Source organism: Thalassomonas sp. RHCl1 (assembly GCF_947387555.1).
Classification (GTDB): domain Bacteria; phylum Pseudomonadota; class Gammaproteobacteria; order Enterobacterales; family Alteromonadaceae; genus Thalassomonas.
In genome coordinates, this window is the sequence record NZ_CANDNZ010000007.1 from 111,620 (window position 1) to 128,710 (window position 17,091).

12 protein-coding genes are annotated in these 17,091 nt (G+C 46.4%); 10 read left to right on the plus strand and 2 right to left on the minus strand.

The features are described from left to right. Positions 1-78 precede the first annotated feature (78 nt). The 4 genes from QL234_RS19605 to QL234_RS19620 all read left to right on the plus strand — a co-directional run bounded on the left by QL234_RS19605 (position 79) and on the right by QL234_RS19620 (position 6,606). On the plus strand, positions 79-1,974 hold the full coding sequence (locus QL234_RS19605; protein ID WP_281559473.1) for a beta-ketoacyl synthase: 1,896 nt from the start codon (positions 79-81) through the stop codon (positions 1,972-1,974). 363 nt (positions 1,975-2,337) lie between these two features. Then, entirely contained in the window at positions 2,338-4,149 is a 1,812-nt protein-coding gene (locus QL234_RS19610) for an assimilatory sulfite reductase (NADPH) flavoprotein subunit (protein WP_281559474.1), read from the plus strand. Further along, positions 4,149-5,873: an assimilatory sulfite reductase (NADPH) hemoprotein subunit gene (gene cysI / locus QL234_RS19615; RefSeq protein WP_281559475.1), complete on the plus strand. Its 1,725-nt coding sequence runs from the start codon at positions 4,149-4,151 to the stop codon at positions 5,871-5,873. Before QL234_RS19610 ends, cysI begins: the two co-directional genes overlap by 1 nt. After that, positions 5,866-6,606 (plus strand): phosphoadenylyl-sulfate reductase, encoded by a 741-nt coding sequence (locus QL234_RS19620; protein ID WP_281559476.1) that lies wholly within the window; start codon positions 5,866-5,868, stop codon positions 6,604-6,606. Before cysI ends, QL234_RS19620 begins: the two co-directional genes overlap by 8 nt. 67 nt (positions 6,607-6,673) lie before the next feature. On the opposite strand, the gene QL234_RS19625 is transcribed toward QL234_RS19620, so the two are convergent. Further along, entirely contained in the window at positions 6,674-7,579 is a 906-nt protein-coding gene (locus QL234_RS19625) for a TIGR03899 family protein (RefSeq protein WP_281559477.1), read from the minus strand. A 356-nt stretch (positions 7,580-7,935) separates the two neighbouring features. On the opposite strand from QL234_RS19625, the gene QL234_RS19630 reads away from it, so the two are divergent. After that, positions 7,936-10,161: an EAL domain-containing protein gene (locus tag QL234_RS19630; protein ID WP_281559478.1), complete on the plus strand. Its 2,226-nt coding sequence runs from the start codon at positions 7,936-7,938 to the stop codon at positions 10,159-10,161. A 97-nt stretch (positions 10,162-10,258) separates the two neighbouring features. On the opposite strand, the gene QL234_RS19635 is transcribed toward QL234_RS19630, so the two are convergent. Continuing rightward, on the minus strand, positions 10,259-11,449 hold the full coding sequence (locus QL234_RS19635) for an MFS transporter (RefSeq protein WP_281559479.1): 1,191 nt from the start codon (positions 11,447-11,449) through the stop codon (positions 10,259-10,261). Positions 11,450-11,623: 174 nt separating this feature from the next. On the opposite strand from QL234_RS19635, the gene ppa reads away from it, so the two are divergent. The 5 genes from ppa (at position 11,624) to fadB (ending at position 17,079) form a co-directional block, all read left to right on the plus strand. Further along, positions 11,624-12,163: an inorganic diphosphatase gene (ppa, locus tag QL234_RS19640; protein WP_281559480.1), complete on the plus strand. Its 540-nt coding sequence runs from the start codon at positions 11,624-11,626 to the stop codon at positions 12,161-12,163. Between the two features lie 528 nt (positions 12,164-12,691). After that, positions 12,692-12,919, plus strand: coding sequence for a cold shock domain-containing protein (locus QL234_RS19645; RefSeq protein ID WP_281559481.1), 228 nt, complete (start codon positions 12,692-12,694; stop codon positions 12,917-12,919). Positions 12,920-13,116: 197 nt separating this feature from the next. Then, positions 13,117-14,037, plus strand: coding sequence for a histone deacetylase family protein (locus tag QL234_RS19650; protein WP_281559482.1), 921 nt, complete (start codon positions 13,117-13,119; stop codon positions 14,035-14,037). Between the two features lie 141 nt (positions 14,038-14,178). After that, positions 14,179-14,358: a hypothetical protein gene (locus QL234_RS19655; RefSeq protein WP_281559483.1), complete on the plus strand. Its 180-nt coding sequence runs from the start codon at positions 14,179-14,181 to the stop codon at positions 14,356-14,358. 552 nt (positions 14,359-14,910) lie between these two features. After that, positions 14,911-17,079, plus strand: coding sequence for a fatty acid oxidation complex subunit alpha FadB (gene fadB, locus QL234_RS19660; RefSeq protein ID WP_281559484.1), 2,169 nt, complete (start codon positions 14,911-14,913; stop codon positions 17,077-17,079). The last annotated feature ends 12 nt before the right edge of the window (positions 17,080-17,091 follow it).

Below are 17,091 nucleotides of genomic sequence, written 5' to 3' on the forward strand. Positions count from 1 at the left end.
TATGCTAATTATTTTTAGGGTAAAGCACATAAACTAATAACATCTGAGAAAACTATTGAATTAAGTAAAGGTTTATTAATGACGGCTTTACCTCTTATTGTTGGCATGGGCGGCATCAACGCTGCAGGACGTACATCGTTTCATCAGGGCTTTCGCCGAATCGTTATCGATAAACTCAATGCCCGGGCACGGCAGGAAACTTTTGTCGGTTTGGCGACATTAATGAACCTGGTGAGCTACCGTGAAGGCCAGCTCTTTGATCAAGAAGGTAAGGCGATTGCACCTGCCGATATTGAAAGCGTGTTTGGCGAACAGATCCTCAACGGCACCCTGATCCGGAAAATAGAAAACAACCACTTTGATCCGGATGCGACCCCCTGGCATCAGAAAATGACCCTGACCCCAAGCGAGCAGGGTTTTAGTTTTGAAACCCGTAAACGTGATCTACCAACGCCATTACCATCAAGCTGGCAAGTCACTGAGCTTGATGATGGCCGGGTGAAGGTGGACATTCCGGATAATTTGGATATTAAACATCACTCGGTGCGCGACAATCCCATTAAGGCGGCAGGACAGTTTCCTACCGGTTTTAAGCCGGAAAATCTTTATAACAGCCGTTATCAGCCCAGAGGTTTGCAGGCGACCATTTTTGGCGCCAGCGATGCCATACATTCAACCGGGATTGCCTGGGAAGATATCCTGGAAAAGATCGGCGCCGATCAGATCGGAGTGTACTCGGCTTCCGTGATGGGGCAGGTACAAAATGAAGGTCTGGGCGGCATGATGAACAACCGCTTACGCGGTGACCGGGTGTCAACGAAAAACCTGGCATTAGGTTTAAATACTATGTCTACCGATTTTATCAATGCCTATGTTACCGGTAATGTCGGTACCACCTTTACCGCTTCCGGTGCCTGCGCTACTTTTCTTTATAATATGCGCGCCGCCGTGCAGGATATGCAGGCAGGTAGGATCCGGGTAGCGATTGTCGGTAGTGCTGAAGCAGCTGTGACCCCTGAAGTGGTAGAAGGTTTTGGTAATATGAGCGCCCTGGCCAATGAAGAAGGCCTGAAAAGACTCGATGGCACAGACAGTGTCGATCACCGCAGAACCAGCCGTCCGTTCGGGGAGAATTGCGGCTTTACCATAGGTGAAGGCGCTCAGTTTGCGGTATTAATGGACGATGAATTGGCGCTGGAAATGGGCGCCCAGGTGATGGGATCAGTAGCCGATGTTTTTGTTAATGCCGACGGCTTTAAGAAATCTATTACTGCCCCGGGTCCGGGTAATTATATCACCATGGCAAAATCGGTGGCGCTGGCAAAAAGCATTTTAGGGGGCGAAGCCCTGGAACAGCGCAGCTTTATTCTCGCCCACGGTTCCAGTACCCCGCAAAACCGGGTAACAGAGTCCTTGATTTATGATCGCATTGCCGACAGTTTTAATATCAGCAACTGGCCGGTAGCAGCCCCTAAAGCCTTTGTCGGTCATACCATAGGCCCTGCCAGTGGTGATCAGCTGGCGATGGCGCTGGGTATTTTTGCCCATAACATTATGCCGGGAGTGACCACAATCGATAAGGTGGCGGATGATGTTCATGATGAAAGATTAAACATTGCCACCGAGCACTGGACTTGCCCGGATATGGACGTGGCTTTTATCAACTCCAAGGGTTTTGGCGGCAATAATGCCACGGCGGCTATCTTTTCACCTAAGGTGACGCTGTCGATGATGGAAAAACGTTACGGTAAAGAAGCCTTTGCCGGTTATCAGCAGAAGCTGCAGCAGGTAGAACAGGCGCAGGCCCGTTACCAGCAAAATGCCGATAATGGCCAGTTTGGCTTGATCTATAAGTTTGGCCAGGGCCAGATTGATGAGAATGACATCAAGATCAGCGAACAGTCGATATCCGTGCCCGGGTTTAAGCATGACATCACTTTACCGACATCTAATCCGTTTGAAGATATGGTCTAGGGTTAACAACTAAACCTTTGTTATTTGAAAAGAGGCTACGGCCTCTTTTTTATGTTCAGGAGGAACGGTATGCCATGATCACATGGATGTGAAAGAATGGCGATGTTCAGGAGGCACGGTATGCCATGATTACATGGATGTGAAAGAATGGCGATGTTCAGGAGGAACGGTATTTTACACCTTCCTTAGTAACAGCAGGAATAAACAAGTGCAAACCTGTTTGTTATCTGAACGAAAAGCACTTTTTCACTTCATTAACGCTTATATACACTTTTGGAATAAAAAATCATTTTCTATTCTTTTTAATTTCGTTTTGCTTTGTCTATCCTGTCGCTATCAAATTTAATGGGCGAAGTATCTGTTATGTTGCCAAAGCAGCGAAATTTAAGTCAAACCATGTTGGATGCGGATCAGTTGGCATCCCTTCAACAAACCATAGGTAGTTATTCTCCACTTCAGCTTGCCTGGGCCAGTGGTTATTTAGCCGCGAAAAGCGAGCAGTCTTCGGTGGCGGTATTACCGGCGGCGCAAGCGGCGGTTTCATCGACGTTAACCATTTTATACGTTTCCCAAACAGGTAATGCCAAAGGTGTGGCGCAGCAGTTGGCGCAAAGCGCTGAAGCGGCGGGGATCACAGTTAATTTAAAAAATGTTGCCGACTATAAAGCGAAGTCGCTGAAGTCGGAAACACACCTGTTAATCGTTGCCAGTACCAACGGCGAAGGTGAAGCGCCGGATGACGGCCTTGAATTCCATGAGTTCTTGTTTTCGAAAAAAGCCCCTAAACTGCCGAACTTGAAATATAGTGTTTTGGCATTAGGGGACAGCAGTTATGAGTTCTTCTGCCAGACGGGTAAAGATTTTGATGAACGCCTTAAAGCCTTGGGTGCAACCCAGGTAAGCGCCAGGGTTGACTGTGACGTCGACTACGACAGCGATGCCAAGGCCTGGAGCACACAAATTGTTGAAACCTTAAAGGAAGAGCTGACGTCATCTGCTGACGCCCTGGCGCCTGTAGTGAACCTGCCGGTTTCAAACAGCGCTGACAGCAGTTACAACAAGCAAAACCCTTATGCTGCAGAGTTTCTGGTAAGTCAGAAAATTACCGGTCGGGAGTCGGCAAAAGATGTCCGTCATATCGAAATTGACCTGGGCGAGTCCGGATTAACTTATCAGCCGGGTGATGCTCTGGGTGTCTGGTTCGAAAATGACCAGGTCCTGGTAGATGAATTGCTCCAGCTGTTGGCTTTTTCCGGGGATGAGCAGGTTACTTTCAGCAAAGACGATAGTGAACAAACGCTTGCTATTAGCGAAGCCCTGGTTTCTGTGTTTGAAATTACCCAGACGGCACCGTCATTTGTTGATTTTTGGGCAAAAACATCCGGTTCGGCCGAGCTATTGACTCTGGCGGAAGATAAAAATGCTTTAAGGGAGTTTGCCGCTAATCATCAGCTGGTGGATATCCTGAAATTAGCTCCGGCACAAGTAACGCCTCAGGAACTGATTGACACCTTACGTAAAATGACGCCACGTCTGTATTCTATTGCTTCGAGCCAGGCAGAGGTAGATGAAGAAGTTCATTTAACCGTAGGCCTGGTGAGTTATGAGCGAGATGGCAAAACCCGCCTTGGCGGCGCATCCGGCTATCTGGCCCAGCGTCTTGAAGAAGGCGCTAAGGTAAAAGTTTTTGTTGAGCATAATGATAACTTCCGCTTGCCGGAAAGTGATGATACCCCGGTGATCATGATCGGGCCGGGCACAGGTGTTGCACCGTTCAGGGCCTTTATGCAAGAGCGTGAAGCCCGGGATGCCGGTGGTGATAACTGGATGTTCTTCGGCGATCAAACCTTTACCCAGGACTTTCTCTACCAGGTGGAATGGCAAAATTACCTGAAATCCGGCCTGCTGACTAAGATGAATGTTGCCTTCTCCCGGGATCAGGCAGAGAAAATCTATGTTCAGGACAGGTTAAAAGAGCAGGCAAAAGAAGTTTTTGCCTGGTTAGAGCGCGGTGCTCATCTGTATGTCTGTGGTGATGCCAATCGTATGGCCAAAGATGTTCACAATACGCTGCTTGAGATCATTGCCGAACAAGGCGGTTTATCTACAGAGCAGGCAGAAGATTATTTAAAAACGTTACGGGTAAGTAAACGTTACCAGAAGGATGTGTACTAATGAGCACCACAGAAATTAATCCGGATTTAGTTGTTGACGGCAAGCTGGCAGACAACGAACGTTTAAAAGGCCAGAGCGACTTGTTGCGCGGCACTATTACCCAGGATTTAGGCGATCAGATGACAGGTGGTTTTACCGCCGATAACTTCCAGCTGATCCGCTTCCACGGCATGTACCAGCAGGATGACCGGGATATTCGCGCCGAGCGCCAGAAGCAAAAACTGGAGCCTTTGCATAACGTGATGTTACGTGCCCGTATGCCCGGCGGTATTATTACCCCGAAGCAATGGTTGGCGATCGATAAGTTTTCCCAGGAAAAAACCAGTTACGGCAGTATCCGTATTACTACCCGCCAGACTTTCCAGTTTCACGGGGTATTAAAGCCGAACATTAAGCTGATGCACCAAACCCTGAACGACTACGGCATAGACTCTATCGCCACGGCAGGGGACGTGAACCGTAACGTACTTTGTACTTCTAACCCGGTGGAGTCTGAGCTGCACCAGGAAGCCTATGAATGGGCCAAAAAAATCAGTGAGCATTTATTGCCTAAGACCAAGGCCTATGCCGAAATCTGGCTAGACGGCGAAAAAGTGCAGGGCGGTAAGGTTGAAGAAGAGCCTATTTTAGGCAGTAATTATCTGCCCCGTAAATTTAAAACCACGGTTGTGATCCCGCCGCAAAACGATGTGGATGTGCATGCCAATGATCTCAACTTTGTCGCCATTGCCGAAAACGGCAAGCTGGTTGGTTTTAACGTCCTGGTCGGCGGCGGTCTGGCCATGACCCATGGCGATAAGAGTACTTACCCGCGTAAAGCGGAAGACTTTGGTTTTGTGCCGCTGGAAAATACCCTGGACGTTGCCGCAGCTGTGGTCACCACCCAGCGGGATTATGGTAACCGGGTTAACCGGAAAAATGCCAAAACCAAATACACTTTAGACCGTATCGGCGTTGACGTCTTTAAGGCGGAAGTCGAGCAAAGAGCCGGCGTTAAATTCAGCGACAGCCGTCCTTATGAATTTACCGGTCGTGGCGATCGTATCGGCTGGGTTGAAGGCATAGATAATAAACATCACTTAACCCTGTTTATTCAAAGCGGCCGTTTACTGGACTATCCGGATAAGCCCCTTAAATCAGGTGTTGCGGAAATCGCAAAAATCCATAAAGGGGATTTTCGCATGACCGCCAACCAGAACCTGATCATTGCCGGTGTTGCCGAGCAGGATAAGGCAAAAATTGAAGAAATTGCCCGAGCCCACGGCCTGATTGATGACAATAATACCGTGCAGCGGGAAAACTCCATGGCCTGTGTGTCATTGCCGACTTGTCCGTTAGCCATGGCAGAAGCCGAACGTTACCTGCCGACGATGATCGGCCATGTTGAAGGTTTGCTGGCCAAGCATGAATTAACGGATGAGCATATTATTTTCCGTATCGTCGGTTGCCCTAACGGCTGTGGCCGGGCAATGCTGGCGGAAATCGGCTTAGTGGGTAAAGGACCGGGTAAATATAATGTTTATCTGGGGGGCAATAAGAACGGTACCCGTATTCCTAAGTTATTTAAAGAGAACCTCGACGAACAGGCGATATTGGCGGAGCTGGATCAGCTGATTGGCCGTTGGGGACGTGAGCGCAATGAAAACGAAGATTTTGGCGATTTTGTTATCCGTGTCGGGGTAGTGGCCGAAGTCATCGTCAGCGTAAGGGACTTTCATGACTAAAGCGGCAATTAATAACAGGTTTCCGGCATCTTTGCCGGAGCCCTGGTTAAACCAGTGGAATGAATTGCTGGAACAGCAGTCTCCGATGGAGCGGGTGGAATGGGCAATGGAAAACTTGCCCGGCCATTTCGTGCTGTCATCCAGTTTTGGTATCCAGTCGGCGGTGATGTTGCATATGATGACGCAAATCGACCCTGATATTCCGGTGCTGGTGACCGATACCGGGCATTTGTTTCCGGAAACCTATCGTTTCATCGATGAACTGACCGAGCGTTTTAACTTAAACCTGCAGGTATACAGCGCCAAAGAAAGTGCCTCCTGGCAGCTGGCCAAATATGGCAAGGCGTGGGAGCAGGGCAGTGATGCGCTGAAAAAATATAACCGTCTTAACAAGGTGGAACCGCTTGAGCGTGGCTTGTCCGAGTTAAATGCCGGTACCTGGTTTTCCGGGGTGCGCCGCCAGCAGACGGAGCACAGGAAAGGTTTGTCTGTGGTCAGCATTTTACGGGGGCGCTTTAAAGTACACCCGATCATCGACTGGAGTAATAAAGATATTCACCAGTACCTGACTAAACATGGTCTGCCTTATCATCCTTTATGGGATCAAGGTTATGTTTCCGTGGGGGATGTGCATAGCACCAGGCCGTTAACCTTAGGCATGGATGAAAGCGATACCCGTTTTGCCGGGATGCAGCGCGAATGTGGTCTGCATACGGATGGTGACGGTATTTAGCCCCTCTGCCTGTTTATCGGGGGCTGGAACCGGCTTTTTAGCGCAGGGCTAATAATAGAAAGGCATGCTATAACTGGAAATGATGGCCGAGTTTGAGCTTTAATTCATCCAGGTATTTAGTCTCGGCATTATCGCCGATTAAAGAGGCTAACTCTGTACCCACAGGTGTGAACTTATAAAAGCGGATCACGGTATTTGCCCCTTTAGCCGTTAAATCCAGCGGCGAACCATTATAAAGGAAGTGCAGTTGCTCTCCTTTGGCCAGAGAGCTGGACTCGGTTTCCTGGATGAACAGCAAGTTATTGTCCGATAAGGTCAACAGGTCGGCATAACTTAAACCGTGGTGGCTTAAATTGAGGTTTTGCTCGCGGTTCTTATCGAAAAAATTAAACAGGCCGGGTTGTATATAGCTGCCGGAGATGATCCGGATGTTTTTCTTGCCCTGATCTTTAACCGCCAGCGAGCAGGCCTTGGCCAGCAGCTTGGCGTCATTGATACTCATATTACGGAATATTTTCAAAGCCTTTAATGAAAAGGTCCCGGGCTGGGAAATTTCACCCGAGAGGATTTTCGCCCATAACTCCTGCATGGTTTTATTGCTGACTTCTTCCGCCAGGGAAATAAAGCGGTTAAACCAGTCTTGATCTGCCTTGTCGGTGATTTCACTTTCAGAGCAGTAGGCCAGGGCTTTTTGGATGATGCTTTCCATATTCTGCTGTTTGCGTAAACTGAGCAGTCGTTCGCGTTTGCGGGATCTGTCTTCTAATGGCATCTGCTTATCGGGTGACACCAGGCCGCCGTCTAAGACAAATTGTTTGGCCAGATTGAGTAGTTGCATTTGTGAACTGGCGCCGGAAACCGATGTCTGATGACCGCTCTCTTTGGCGGGAACTTTAGCCGGGGTAGCTTCAAGTTTGGTGCTACTTGCCGGTACCACTGCCGGAGTGTTCGTTGCGGGTTTCGTTATCTTCATCTTGCTACCTTAAACTCAAACCTGTGCTTATGCGGTCAATGTGATTAACAGCGGTAAATAAAGGGAATATTCATCGCAAATTCCGGACAAAATCGGGGGATTTTTGCCTGCTCCAGTGTAATCATATTTAACGGCGATTCCTATATAAGTGTCTTGTTTACCTTTCATTTTTTAATATACTTAGAACAAAGCATTGAAAGATTGTATTTTATTACATTGATTTGTTGAATATTTAGAATCTGACTTTTATTATGTAGTAGAATGTTATATAAAAATAGTTTCAAGTTACAGTGATAATAATCCAACGAGAAGCAGACTTAACTAGTTGAAGTTTTTACTAGTTATTTGAGGACAGTATGCAGGCTACAGAAAACACTAACGACGATTTTTTGTTTATTGATGATAGCGACGAAGATGACATTATCGATGAACTAAATGGTGATGCTTGGAAAGTGTTGATCGTTGATGATGATCCGGAAATTCATTCTGTTACTCAATTAGCCTTATCTGACCTTGTGGTATTGGGGCGCCGCCTCGAATATTTACACGCCTATTCCGGCAAAGATGCCTGCGAACTTATTGAAGAACATGATGACATAGTGCTGGTATTGCTCGATGTGGTTATGGAAACGGATGATGCCGGTTTGAATGTTGTTAAGCATATCCGTGAAGAATTATGCCGCGAAGATATACGCATAGTATTGCGCACCGGGCAACCCGGTTATGCTCCGGAAGAAAGTGTCATTAAAGATTATGATATTAATGACTATAAAACTAAAACCGAATTGACCCGCCGTAAACTGGTGACCACAGTTTATGCGGCTATCCGCTCCTACCAGCAAATTTCTACCGTCAGCCAAAACCGTATCGGGCTGGAAAAAATTATTGAAGCCGCTGCCGACTTACTCGAACTGCATTCGGTGCAGGCATTCGGGCAGGGAGTCTTACAACAACTTAACCGCTTGCTGGGCGATGACGTCTGTGGTTTGTTCTGCGCCCGCGGTCAGGGCATTATCAGCAGCGCCGATGATTTAAGTTTTTATATTTTAGGCCAGCAGGGGCACTCCGCAGTTATTGTTAACCAAAAACTCGATACCCTGAAAAATGAGCAGATCAGCTCGCAGGTCGCTTCTTGTTTCGGGCAAAAGCAGCATAATTTCGATGATAAAAATGTCAGCTTATATCTGGCCAGCGGCGGTTATCGTGCCGTTATTTATTTAGAGTTAGCCAATGAGTTAACGGAAACCCAGCAGCAGCTGATCGAGGTTTTTCTTACCAATATCGCTATTGGTTATGAGAATGTACATTTATTCCAGAAATTACGTAATGCTGCCTATAAAGACTGGTTAACCGAACTGCCCAACCGGCTGGAATTTGTTAATTTATTAGATCAGTTTTCCAACAGCGATAATCAGGACCTGGTCGCGGCCCTGGTGGATATCAATCATTTCAGTGATATCAATGACGGTTTAGGACAAGATGTCGGTAATCTCTTGCTAGCGGCTGTGGCAAGGCGTTTGTCCGGATTAAGTGAGGAGTGTCAGATTGCCCGTGTCGGCGCCGATGTTTTTGGTGTGATAGGGCCGAGTGAGTTTATCAATCCCGATCACCTCAGTGCTTTGTTCTACCAGCCTTTTGATGCCGGCGAGCAGAAGTTGCCTATTAATGCTTGTATTGGTTTTTGCACCAAAGAATATGCCCGCCTGCCGGGAGTTAAAGTATTAAACCAAATTAACATCGCCCTGAATTTGGCCAAGAAAAATCGTGAACAACACTGCATGTACTATATGCAGGAAATGGAAGACAAGACCCTGTGGCGCCTGGGTATGATACGTCAGTTAAGAACTGATTTTTCCGAAAATCGCCTGGAACTTTGGTATCAGCCGCAGCTGAGTTTGGAAACGGGAAAAGTGATAGGAGCCGAAGCCTTATTGCGCTGGCGCACCGCCGACGGCGCTTTTATTTCTCCGGAAATCTTTATCCCGCTGGCGGAATATTCCGGCTTGATCATCGAAATCGGCGACTGGGTCATCAATCAGGCCTGTTTACAAATCACGACCCTGGAAGAGCAGGGCTTTGACCAGGTCAGTATCTCCGTTAATGTCTCCATTCCTCAGTTCAGACGCAGTAATTTCGTCGATAATATTATCGAGACTACTAAGGCCCATCAAGTACAAGCAAGTAAGTTAGAGCTGGAAATCACTGAAAATATCCTGATGGATGAACCTCAGGTGGTCATTGATTCTTTATTAAAGCTGAAAGAGCAGGGGATCAGTATTGCCCTGGATGATTTTGGTACCGGTTACTCTTCTTTGAGTTACCTGCAAAAACTGCCTTTTGATCGCTTGAAAGTGGATCGCTCTTTTGTCAACGACATTACCCAGCCGGGACAGTCTCTAATTGCCGATACTATTATTAATTTAGGCAAGCAAATGAACCTTAAGGTGATTGCCGAAGGGGTTGAAGATCTCGCCCAAGAGGCGCACCTGAAAGAGCAGGGATGTCATGAAGTGCAGGGTTACTATTATGCCAAGCCTATGCCGGAACAAGACTTCTTAGCTTTTTTGCAAAAAAATAAATAACTGCCCTTTCTGTCTATTCTTTTAATAAATAAAACCTTATTGCACCACTTAGCCGCTGAGCAGCTAAGTGGTAGTGTTTGTTGCTTTGTACGCTGAATTATCTGATTGCCAGCCGCTTTTCCTGATAACGTAGCTCAATACCTGATTTAGGTGCTACAGGGATCAATAAAGATAACAGTAAAGAGCAAGCAGCAAACCCGGCCCCGATATAAAATACCCAGGAGCTGTTGATCACCCATAACATGCCCAGCAAGGCCGGAATAACGACGGCGGCAATGTGGTTAATGGAGAAGCTGACGCCGGCAGTGGAAGCTATGTCTTCGGGAGCGGCGATTTTCTGAAAATAAGTCTTGATGGCGATGGCCAGGGCAAAAAATAAATGGTCGACCACGTAAAGCACCGCAGCAACCGTGGCATTGTCTACCAGGCCATAGGCAATAAAAACGACGATCAAACCTATATATTCAAATTTGAGTATTTTGCGCTCTCCGAGCTTGCCGATAAGTTTTCCTATCTTGGCGGCAAAGAGCCAGTTAAAGACATAGTTGATCAGGAACAAGCTGCTGATTTCAGCAACGCTGTAATGAAATTTCTCAACCATTAAAAAGCCGGCAAATACCACAAAAATCTGTCTGCGGGCGCCGCTGAAAAAAGTTAAGGCGTAGAACAGCCAGTAACGTTTTCTTAAAACGAGTTTTTTGCTTTGCTCGGTATGGGGTGTAAATTGTTTAAAAGACAGGGCGATAAAGCAGGTAAAAACCAGCGCCAGCGCGCCGAATAATAAATAGGTGGCTTGATAGGACCAGGTGAAATGCTCCATCAGCAGCCATACGCCGCTAAAGGCCATTAAGGAGGCGGCGGATTTAGCCGATAACATTTTCCCCATAAAATGCGCTGTTTTCTCTTTTTTGATCCACTGTAAAGTCAATGATTGATTGACGGTTTCAAAATAGTGAAAACCAACAGACATCAATACCGTAGTGAAATACAACCCGGCGGCATAAGGAAAGTAACCTGTCAGCGCTACCCCTAAGCTGGTCAGGGCCAGGGCGGCGATTGCCAGGCGTTGCTCTTTGATAAAAAGCAGTACATAGACCACGGTAAAAGCAAGAAAACCGGGGATTTCCCGCAGGCTCTGCAATATGCCTATCTCGGTACCGGTAAAGGCTGCTTTTTCCACGACAAAGTTATTGAGCAATACCATCCACACAGAAAAGACCAGCGGCATAATAAACGCCATTGCCAGGAGTAAATGTTCAGGCTGGTTAAATCTGCTGACGAGTTTCATCGAAAAGGTTTCCTTGTTGACTGTACTTGAGTATTGGCTGGGGAATTGTACGTGAATTCGCCGGTTATAACATTAATGGTGGGAAATTCAGACAAAAAATTACCGATTGCTGCTGAAATAACGACTAGAGTAATAATAGTTACCGTTATTTTCTCAGTAAAACCGGGAGTAGCTATGAGTTTAAATCAGGTACCGGCAGGTAAAAGTATTCCGGAAGATATTAATGTGATCATTGAAATCCCCGCTTGTGCTTCACCGATAAAATATGAGGTAGATAAGGATACCGGGGCAATTTTTGTTGACCGTTTTATGTCGAGCTGTATGTTTTATCCCTGTAATTATGGCTATATCAACCATACGCTTTCAGAGGATGGCGACCCGGTAGATGTACTGGTGCCGACTCCTTTTCCTTTGATCCCCGGCGCGGTGATCCGCTGTCGCCCGGTGGGGGTGCTGAATATGTCGGATGAAGCCGGTCAGGATGCCAAGGTGCTGGCATTACCGCTGGATAAATTAACCCCGATATACAGCAATATTACCGAGGCGAGTGAGCTGCCGCCGTTGCTGCTCAACCAAATCAGTCATTTTTTTGAACGTTACAAAGATCTTGAACCGGGCAAGTGGGTTAAAATTTCCGGCTGGGGTAATGCTGCTGCCGCCAGGGCAGAAATATTAGCCAGCGTGAAACGCTTTGAAGACACAACTAAGGGGTGAGAAAAGCGGTTATTTGCCACCGGGAAAGCGATTCAAAGCCAGGCAAGGTGCTTAATCAGGTTGCTTTCCCGTCACGCGGTAAACCTTTGTTGCAATCTAATCCCTGTGCTTGTTGAAATTCCTGTCATTTGAGTATGGCTTTCGCTCCCGGTTTAATAGTAAAATGTCTGTTAAAGGGAATGAATAAATGTAAATGGAATGTTTTTATGCGCTCCGCCATTCCCTTGGTTTAAATTTGACCATGGATGAATGGAAATCGACTGGCTTAGTTGTAATTTAGTAGTGTCTTCAAAGTACGACCATCATTGTTACCTTAGCGGCAATTCCTCTTTCTGTAATATATCCGGTAAAGCACTGTTTAACAGAGTCTTTACTCGGTGTTTTCAGTTTTTATCCTGTCAAAAATAAAAATTAAAGAGCAACTTATTTGTTTTAATAGCATTAACTTAATAGTTAACGGCAGAACAAGCAGGTGAAACCTGGTTTTATCTATAGTTGGCCGTTGGTTTATTTAAAAGGAATTTAAAAATGGCAGTAGAAAATCTTCAAGGCATTGTAAAATGGTTTAATAATACTAAAGGATTTGGTTTTATTAATACTGAAAGCTTAGCCGGTGATATTTTTGCACATTATTCATCTATTCAGATGGAAGGGTATTTAACCTTAAAGGCGGGGCAATCCGTGACCTTTAATGTCGAAGAAACACCCACGGGCTTCCATGCGAAAAATATTATTCCCGCACCTCCTCAAGCCTAATTGATATCGGGCACAAGCGCTACCCGAAGCATTTAAAAAGCGTCAGGCAATGAGACGCTGACAATTCATTAACTTTAGCAGGCAGAGTTTTTGCGGCTAAAGTTAATGGATATATTGCTTAATTCAGAAGCTCTCGTCTATAACATCACTTGATTATTTAATCCGTGATCAAATGATTAAGAGGGAATATTATGCCGATGCCAACGACTTTATTTTTGAGTCATAAAACTTGCCAGCGTCATGATATGGGGCAAGGACATCCCGAGTCGCCACTGCGCTTGCAGGCCATTGACCAGCTGGTGCGGGCAACCGACTGGCAGGGCAAACTGACTTTTGTCGATGCTCCGAAAATTGATTTAAATTGCCTCAGTAACATCCATCCCAAACACCATATCCAAGCCCTGATGGAGCTTGTGCCGCAACACGGCTTTGCTGACATTGACGGCGATACCCGGTTAAATCCCTATAGCCTGGACGCAGCGCTCTATGCGGTAGGAGCGGCCTTGCATGCTACAGATGAAGTGATCGCGGGGCGGGCCAAAAATGCCTTTTGTGCGGTGCGTCCGCCGGGACACCATGCCGAGTCGGCAATTGCCATGGGCTTTTGTTTGTTTAACAGTGTTGCCCTGGCGGCTGAGCGGGCATTGGCATCGGGTATGTCACGGGTCGCTATTTTAGATTTTGATGTTCATCACGGTAACGGTACGGTGGAAATATTTCAGGACCGTCCCGAGGTGCTGGTGTGCTCCAGTTTTCAGTATCCGTTTTATCCGGGGCGTTTTGATGATGTAATCCGCCCTAATATTTGTCTGACTCCCTTAAGTGCCGGGAGTGACGGTGAGGATTTTCGCAAGGCGGTAGAGCCGGACTGGACTCAGGCGCTACGTCAGCACCAGCCGGAAATGATTTTTATTTCCGCGGGCTTTGATGCCCACCGTGATGATCCCCTGGGAGGCCTTAATTTGCATGACGGAGATTTTTTATACATCAGTCAGTTAATCACAGATCTTGCCACGGGAGGTGCCGGAGGGCGTGTTGTCTCTTTGCTTGAAGGCGGCTATCAGCTTCAAGCCTTATCTCGCTCTGTGGTGCAACACCTTAAAGCCTTGACAGAATAAGTCTGGTTGAAGAGGCATTTAATTTAACACTAGATAATGTCTATTTTATTTATCGTTTCACACCCTTTCTTTATTGGTTTTTTTCTGTAGTATCTAAGGTTGTACAAAAAACACCCAATCATTTTCAGTTAAGGAAGAGCCATGAAAATAAAATTAAAAAAGACACATCTAAAAAAGCTTTCACAAGACAAAAAAATATTGCCGGCAGATATGACACCGAGAGTTGGTGGTGGGGGAGATTATGCGACGGATACCTGTCTTCCTACTTATAAAGCCTGTTTGACCGTAAATCAATGGTGTGGCCCTACAGGGGTTTGTTAACCGGGCTGATGCTTTATGAAGACTCAGTAAAAGCGCCTGGTGCGCTTTTTCCTTTTTATAGGGTTTGTGAGTGCGGGAATAAAATTAAATTGCCGGTAGTGAAGTTCAAGTCGTTTGTTCAGCTTTTATTTTGTTCAGGTGACGGGAGCTTGAAGGTTATCTGCTTCTTTTGGGGTAAGCATAAAATAAAAGCAATTAGCTCTTTAATGCCCTCAACAAGGTTATTTTCAACTTAGCTATGATCTCAACGGTTTAAAAACGTCTATTCATTTGAAATGATATCCGTTAGTTGCCTTCTTTATTCTTTAGTTTTAAAAGTGGATTATTGTGCGGGAAGGAGTAAATGAATTAAAAACATTTGTCAGGCAGGATATTTATATGATGCTGACAGTCGTATAAATCAAGATTGATACATTCAATTTAAACACTTGTTTAAAAGTATTTGCTTTCAGCTTTTTTTCAGGGCACACTCAGACAGCTAATATTTTAAACTAATTATTTATCAGTAAATCATCAATAATCGACACCAGGAAATGGTGAAGGAGTATAGGCATGATATTTCAAGGCAACAGCCTTTCTGCCCAATTATTAGACGATGGCATCGTTGAACTTAAATACGATGCGCAGGGATCGGTTAATAAATTTGATCAGGCAACATTTGAAGATTTCAGGGCTGCAGTAGACGCCATTAATAACTGTGCAGACGCCAAGGGCGTTATGGTTACCTCTGGCAAGCCGGCATTTATCGTCGGTGCCGACATCACGGAATTTTTAGAAACCTTTAAACAACCGGAAGATCAGCTGGTCCCTTGGGTCAAAGCTGCTTCTGATGTTTTCGATTCGTTTGAAGATATTCAATTACCTACTATCGCTGCCATCAATGGCTTTGCCCTGGGCGGCGGTTGTGAAATGACCTTGGCCTGTGATTACCGGGTTGCCGATACTACGGTCAGCATAGGTCTTCCAGAAGTGAAATTAGGCCTGATGCCGGGCTTTGGCGGCACGGTACGTTTACCTCGCCTTATCGGCGCCGACAATGCCGTTGAGTGGATGTCTACCGGCAAGGCTCATAAGGCCGAACAAGCATTAGCGGTAGGTGTTTTAGATGCGGTTGTAAAACCGGAAGCCTTGCGTGATGCTGCTCTTAGCATGCTTAAAGCCGCTATCGACGGCAAGCTGGACTGGCGCGCCAAGCGTCAACCAAAACTTGAGCCGTTAAAGCTTAGCAAAATCGAACATATGATGACCTTTAATACCTGTAAAGGCATGATTGCGGCGAAAGCGGGTAAGCATTACCCGGCGCCTATGGTTACCGTAAACACTATTGAAGCGGCGGCAGGTTTAGATCGCGCCGGTGCCATGGCGATGGAAAATGCCGGTTTTGCCAAGCTGGCGAAAACCGAAGCGGCCACGGCGCAAATTGGTATCTTTATGGCGGATCAGGTCATTAAAGGTAAAGCGAAAAAAGCCGGCAAGCAGGCGAAAAAGGCCGTGAATAAAGCGGCGGTATTAGGTGCAGGTATCATGGGCGGCGGTATCGCCTACCAGTCGGCCTATAAGGGCACGCCTATTATCATGAAAGACATCAATGACCAGGCGCTTGACCTTGGCTTAACCACGGCCGCTGGTATTTTAACCAAGCAAGTAGAACGCGGTCGTATGGATGCCAAGAAAATGGCTAAAGTACTCAACAACATCACCCCGAGCTTAAGTTATGACAGCGTTAAAGATGTTGATGTGGTTGTTGAAGCCGTGGTCGAGAATCCAAAAGTGAAAACCGCGGTACTGGCGGAAGTTGAAGATATTGTGGCTGATGATGCCATCGTGACTTCTAATACCTCTACCATCTCCATTGATTTGCTGGCTAAAGATCTTAAACGTCCGGAAAATTTCTGTGGTATGCATTTCTTTAACCCTGTGCATAAAATGCCATTGGTTGAAGTTATCCGCGGTAAAGACACTTCAGATGAAACCGTGGCGGCCGTGGTTGCCTATGCAGCGAAAATGGGTAAATCACCTATCGTCGTTAACGACTGTCCTGGTTTCTATGTTAACCGGGTATTATTCCCGTATTTTGCCGGTTTCAGCCACTTAGTACTGGAAGGTGCTGATTTTACTGCGGTTGATAAGGTCATGGAGAAGCAATTTGGCTGGCCTATGGGTCCTGCTTACCTGCTTGACGTTGTCGGTATCGATACTGCCGATCACTGTACCGGTGTTATGTCTGCCGGCTTCCCGACCCGTATGGCTAAATTGGAAAATGATCCGGTCAGCACTTTATATAGCAACGAAAGATACGGTCAGAAAAACGGTAAAGGTTTCTATGACTATGGCACAGACAAGCGCGGTAAGCCGACCAAAGTACCGGCTGAGACTGCCTTTGAGTTATTTGCTGCAAGCTGCGGCGATAAAAAAGACTTTGCCGCCGATGAAATTATCGCCCGGTTGATGATCCCTCTGGTCAATGAAGTAGTTCGCTGCTTGGAAGAAGGTGTGGTTGCCAGCGCTGCCGAAGCCGATATGGGCTTATTATACGGTTTAGGTTTCCCTCCGTTCAGGGGCGGTCCTATCCGTTACCTGGAAACGCTTGGTCTGGATAACTTCATTGCCATGGCGGATAAATATGCCCACTTAGGTGAAATTTATCAGGTAACCGATGGCCTGCGTGAAATGGCCAAATCAGGTCAATCTTACTTTTCCACTGACGTTAAAAAAGCTTAATCCCAGGAGAAT

Excerpts from the sequence above, each read along its gene's own strand:
- QL234_RS19605 (WP_281559473.1), top strand. The coding sequence starts at position 79 with ATGACGGCTTTACCTCTTATTGTTGGCATGGGCGGCATCAACGCTGCA.
- QL234_RS19610 (WP_281559474.1), top strand. The coding sequence starts at position 2,338 with ATGTTGCCAAAGCAGCGAAATTTAAGTCAAACCATGTTGGATGCGGAT.
- cysI (WP_281559475.1), top strand. The coding sequence starts at position 4,149 with ATGAGCACCACAGAAATTAATCCGGATTTAGTTGTTGACGGCAAGCTG.
- QL234_RS19620 (WP_281559476.1), top strand. The coding sequence starts at position 5,866 with ATGACTAAAGCGGCAATTAATAACAGGTTTCCGGCATCTTTGCCGGAG.
- QL234_RS19625 (WP_281559477.1), bottom strand. The coding sequence starts at position 7,579 with ATGAAGATAACGAAACCCGCAACGAACACTCCGGCAGTGGTACCGGCA.
- QL234_RS19630 (WP_281559478.1), top strand. The coding sequence starts at position 7,936 with ATGCAGGCTACAGAAAACACTAACGACGATTTTTTGTTTATTGATGAT.
- QL234_RS19635 (WP_281559479.1), bottom strand. The coding sequence starts at position 11,449 with ATGAAACTCGTCAGCAGATTTAACCAGCCTGAACATTTACTCCTGGCA.
- ppa (WP_281559480.1), top strand. The coding sequence starts at position 11,624 with ATGAGTTTAAATCAGGTACCGGCAGGTAAAAGTATTCCGGAAGATATT.
- QL234_RS19645 (WP_281559481.1), top strand. The coding sequence starts at position 12,692 with ATGGCAGTAGAAAATCTTCAAGGCATTGTAAAATGGTTTAATAATACT.
- QL234_RS19650 (WP_281559482.1), top strand. The coding sequence starts at position 13,117 with ATGCCAACGACTTTATTTTTGAGTCATAAAACTTGCCAGCGTCATGAT.
- QL234_RS19655 (WP_281559483.1), top strand. The coding sequence starts at position 14,179 with ATGAAAATAAAATTAAAAAAGACACATCTAAAAAAGCTTTCACAAGAC.
- fadB (WP_281559484.1), top strand. The coding sequence starts at position 14,911 with ATGATATTTCAAGGCAACAGCCTTTCTGCCCAATTATTAGACGATGGC.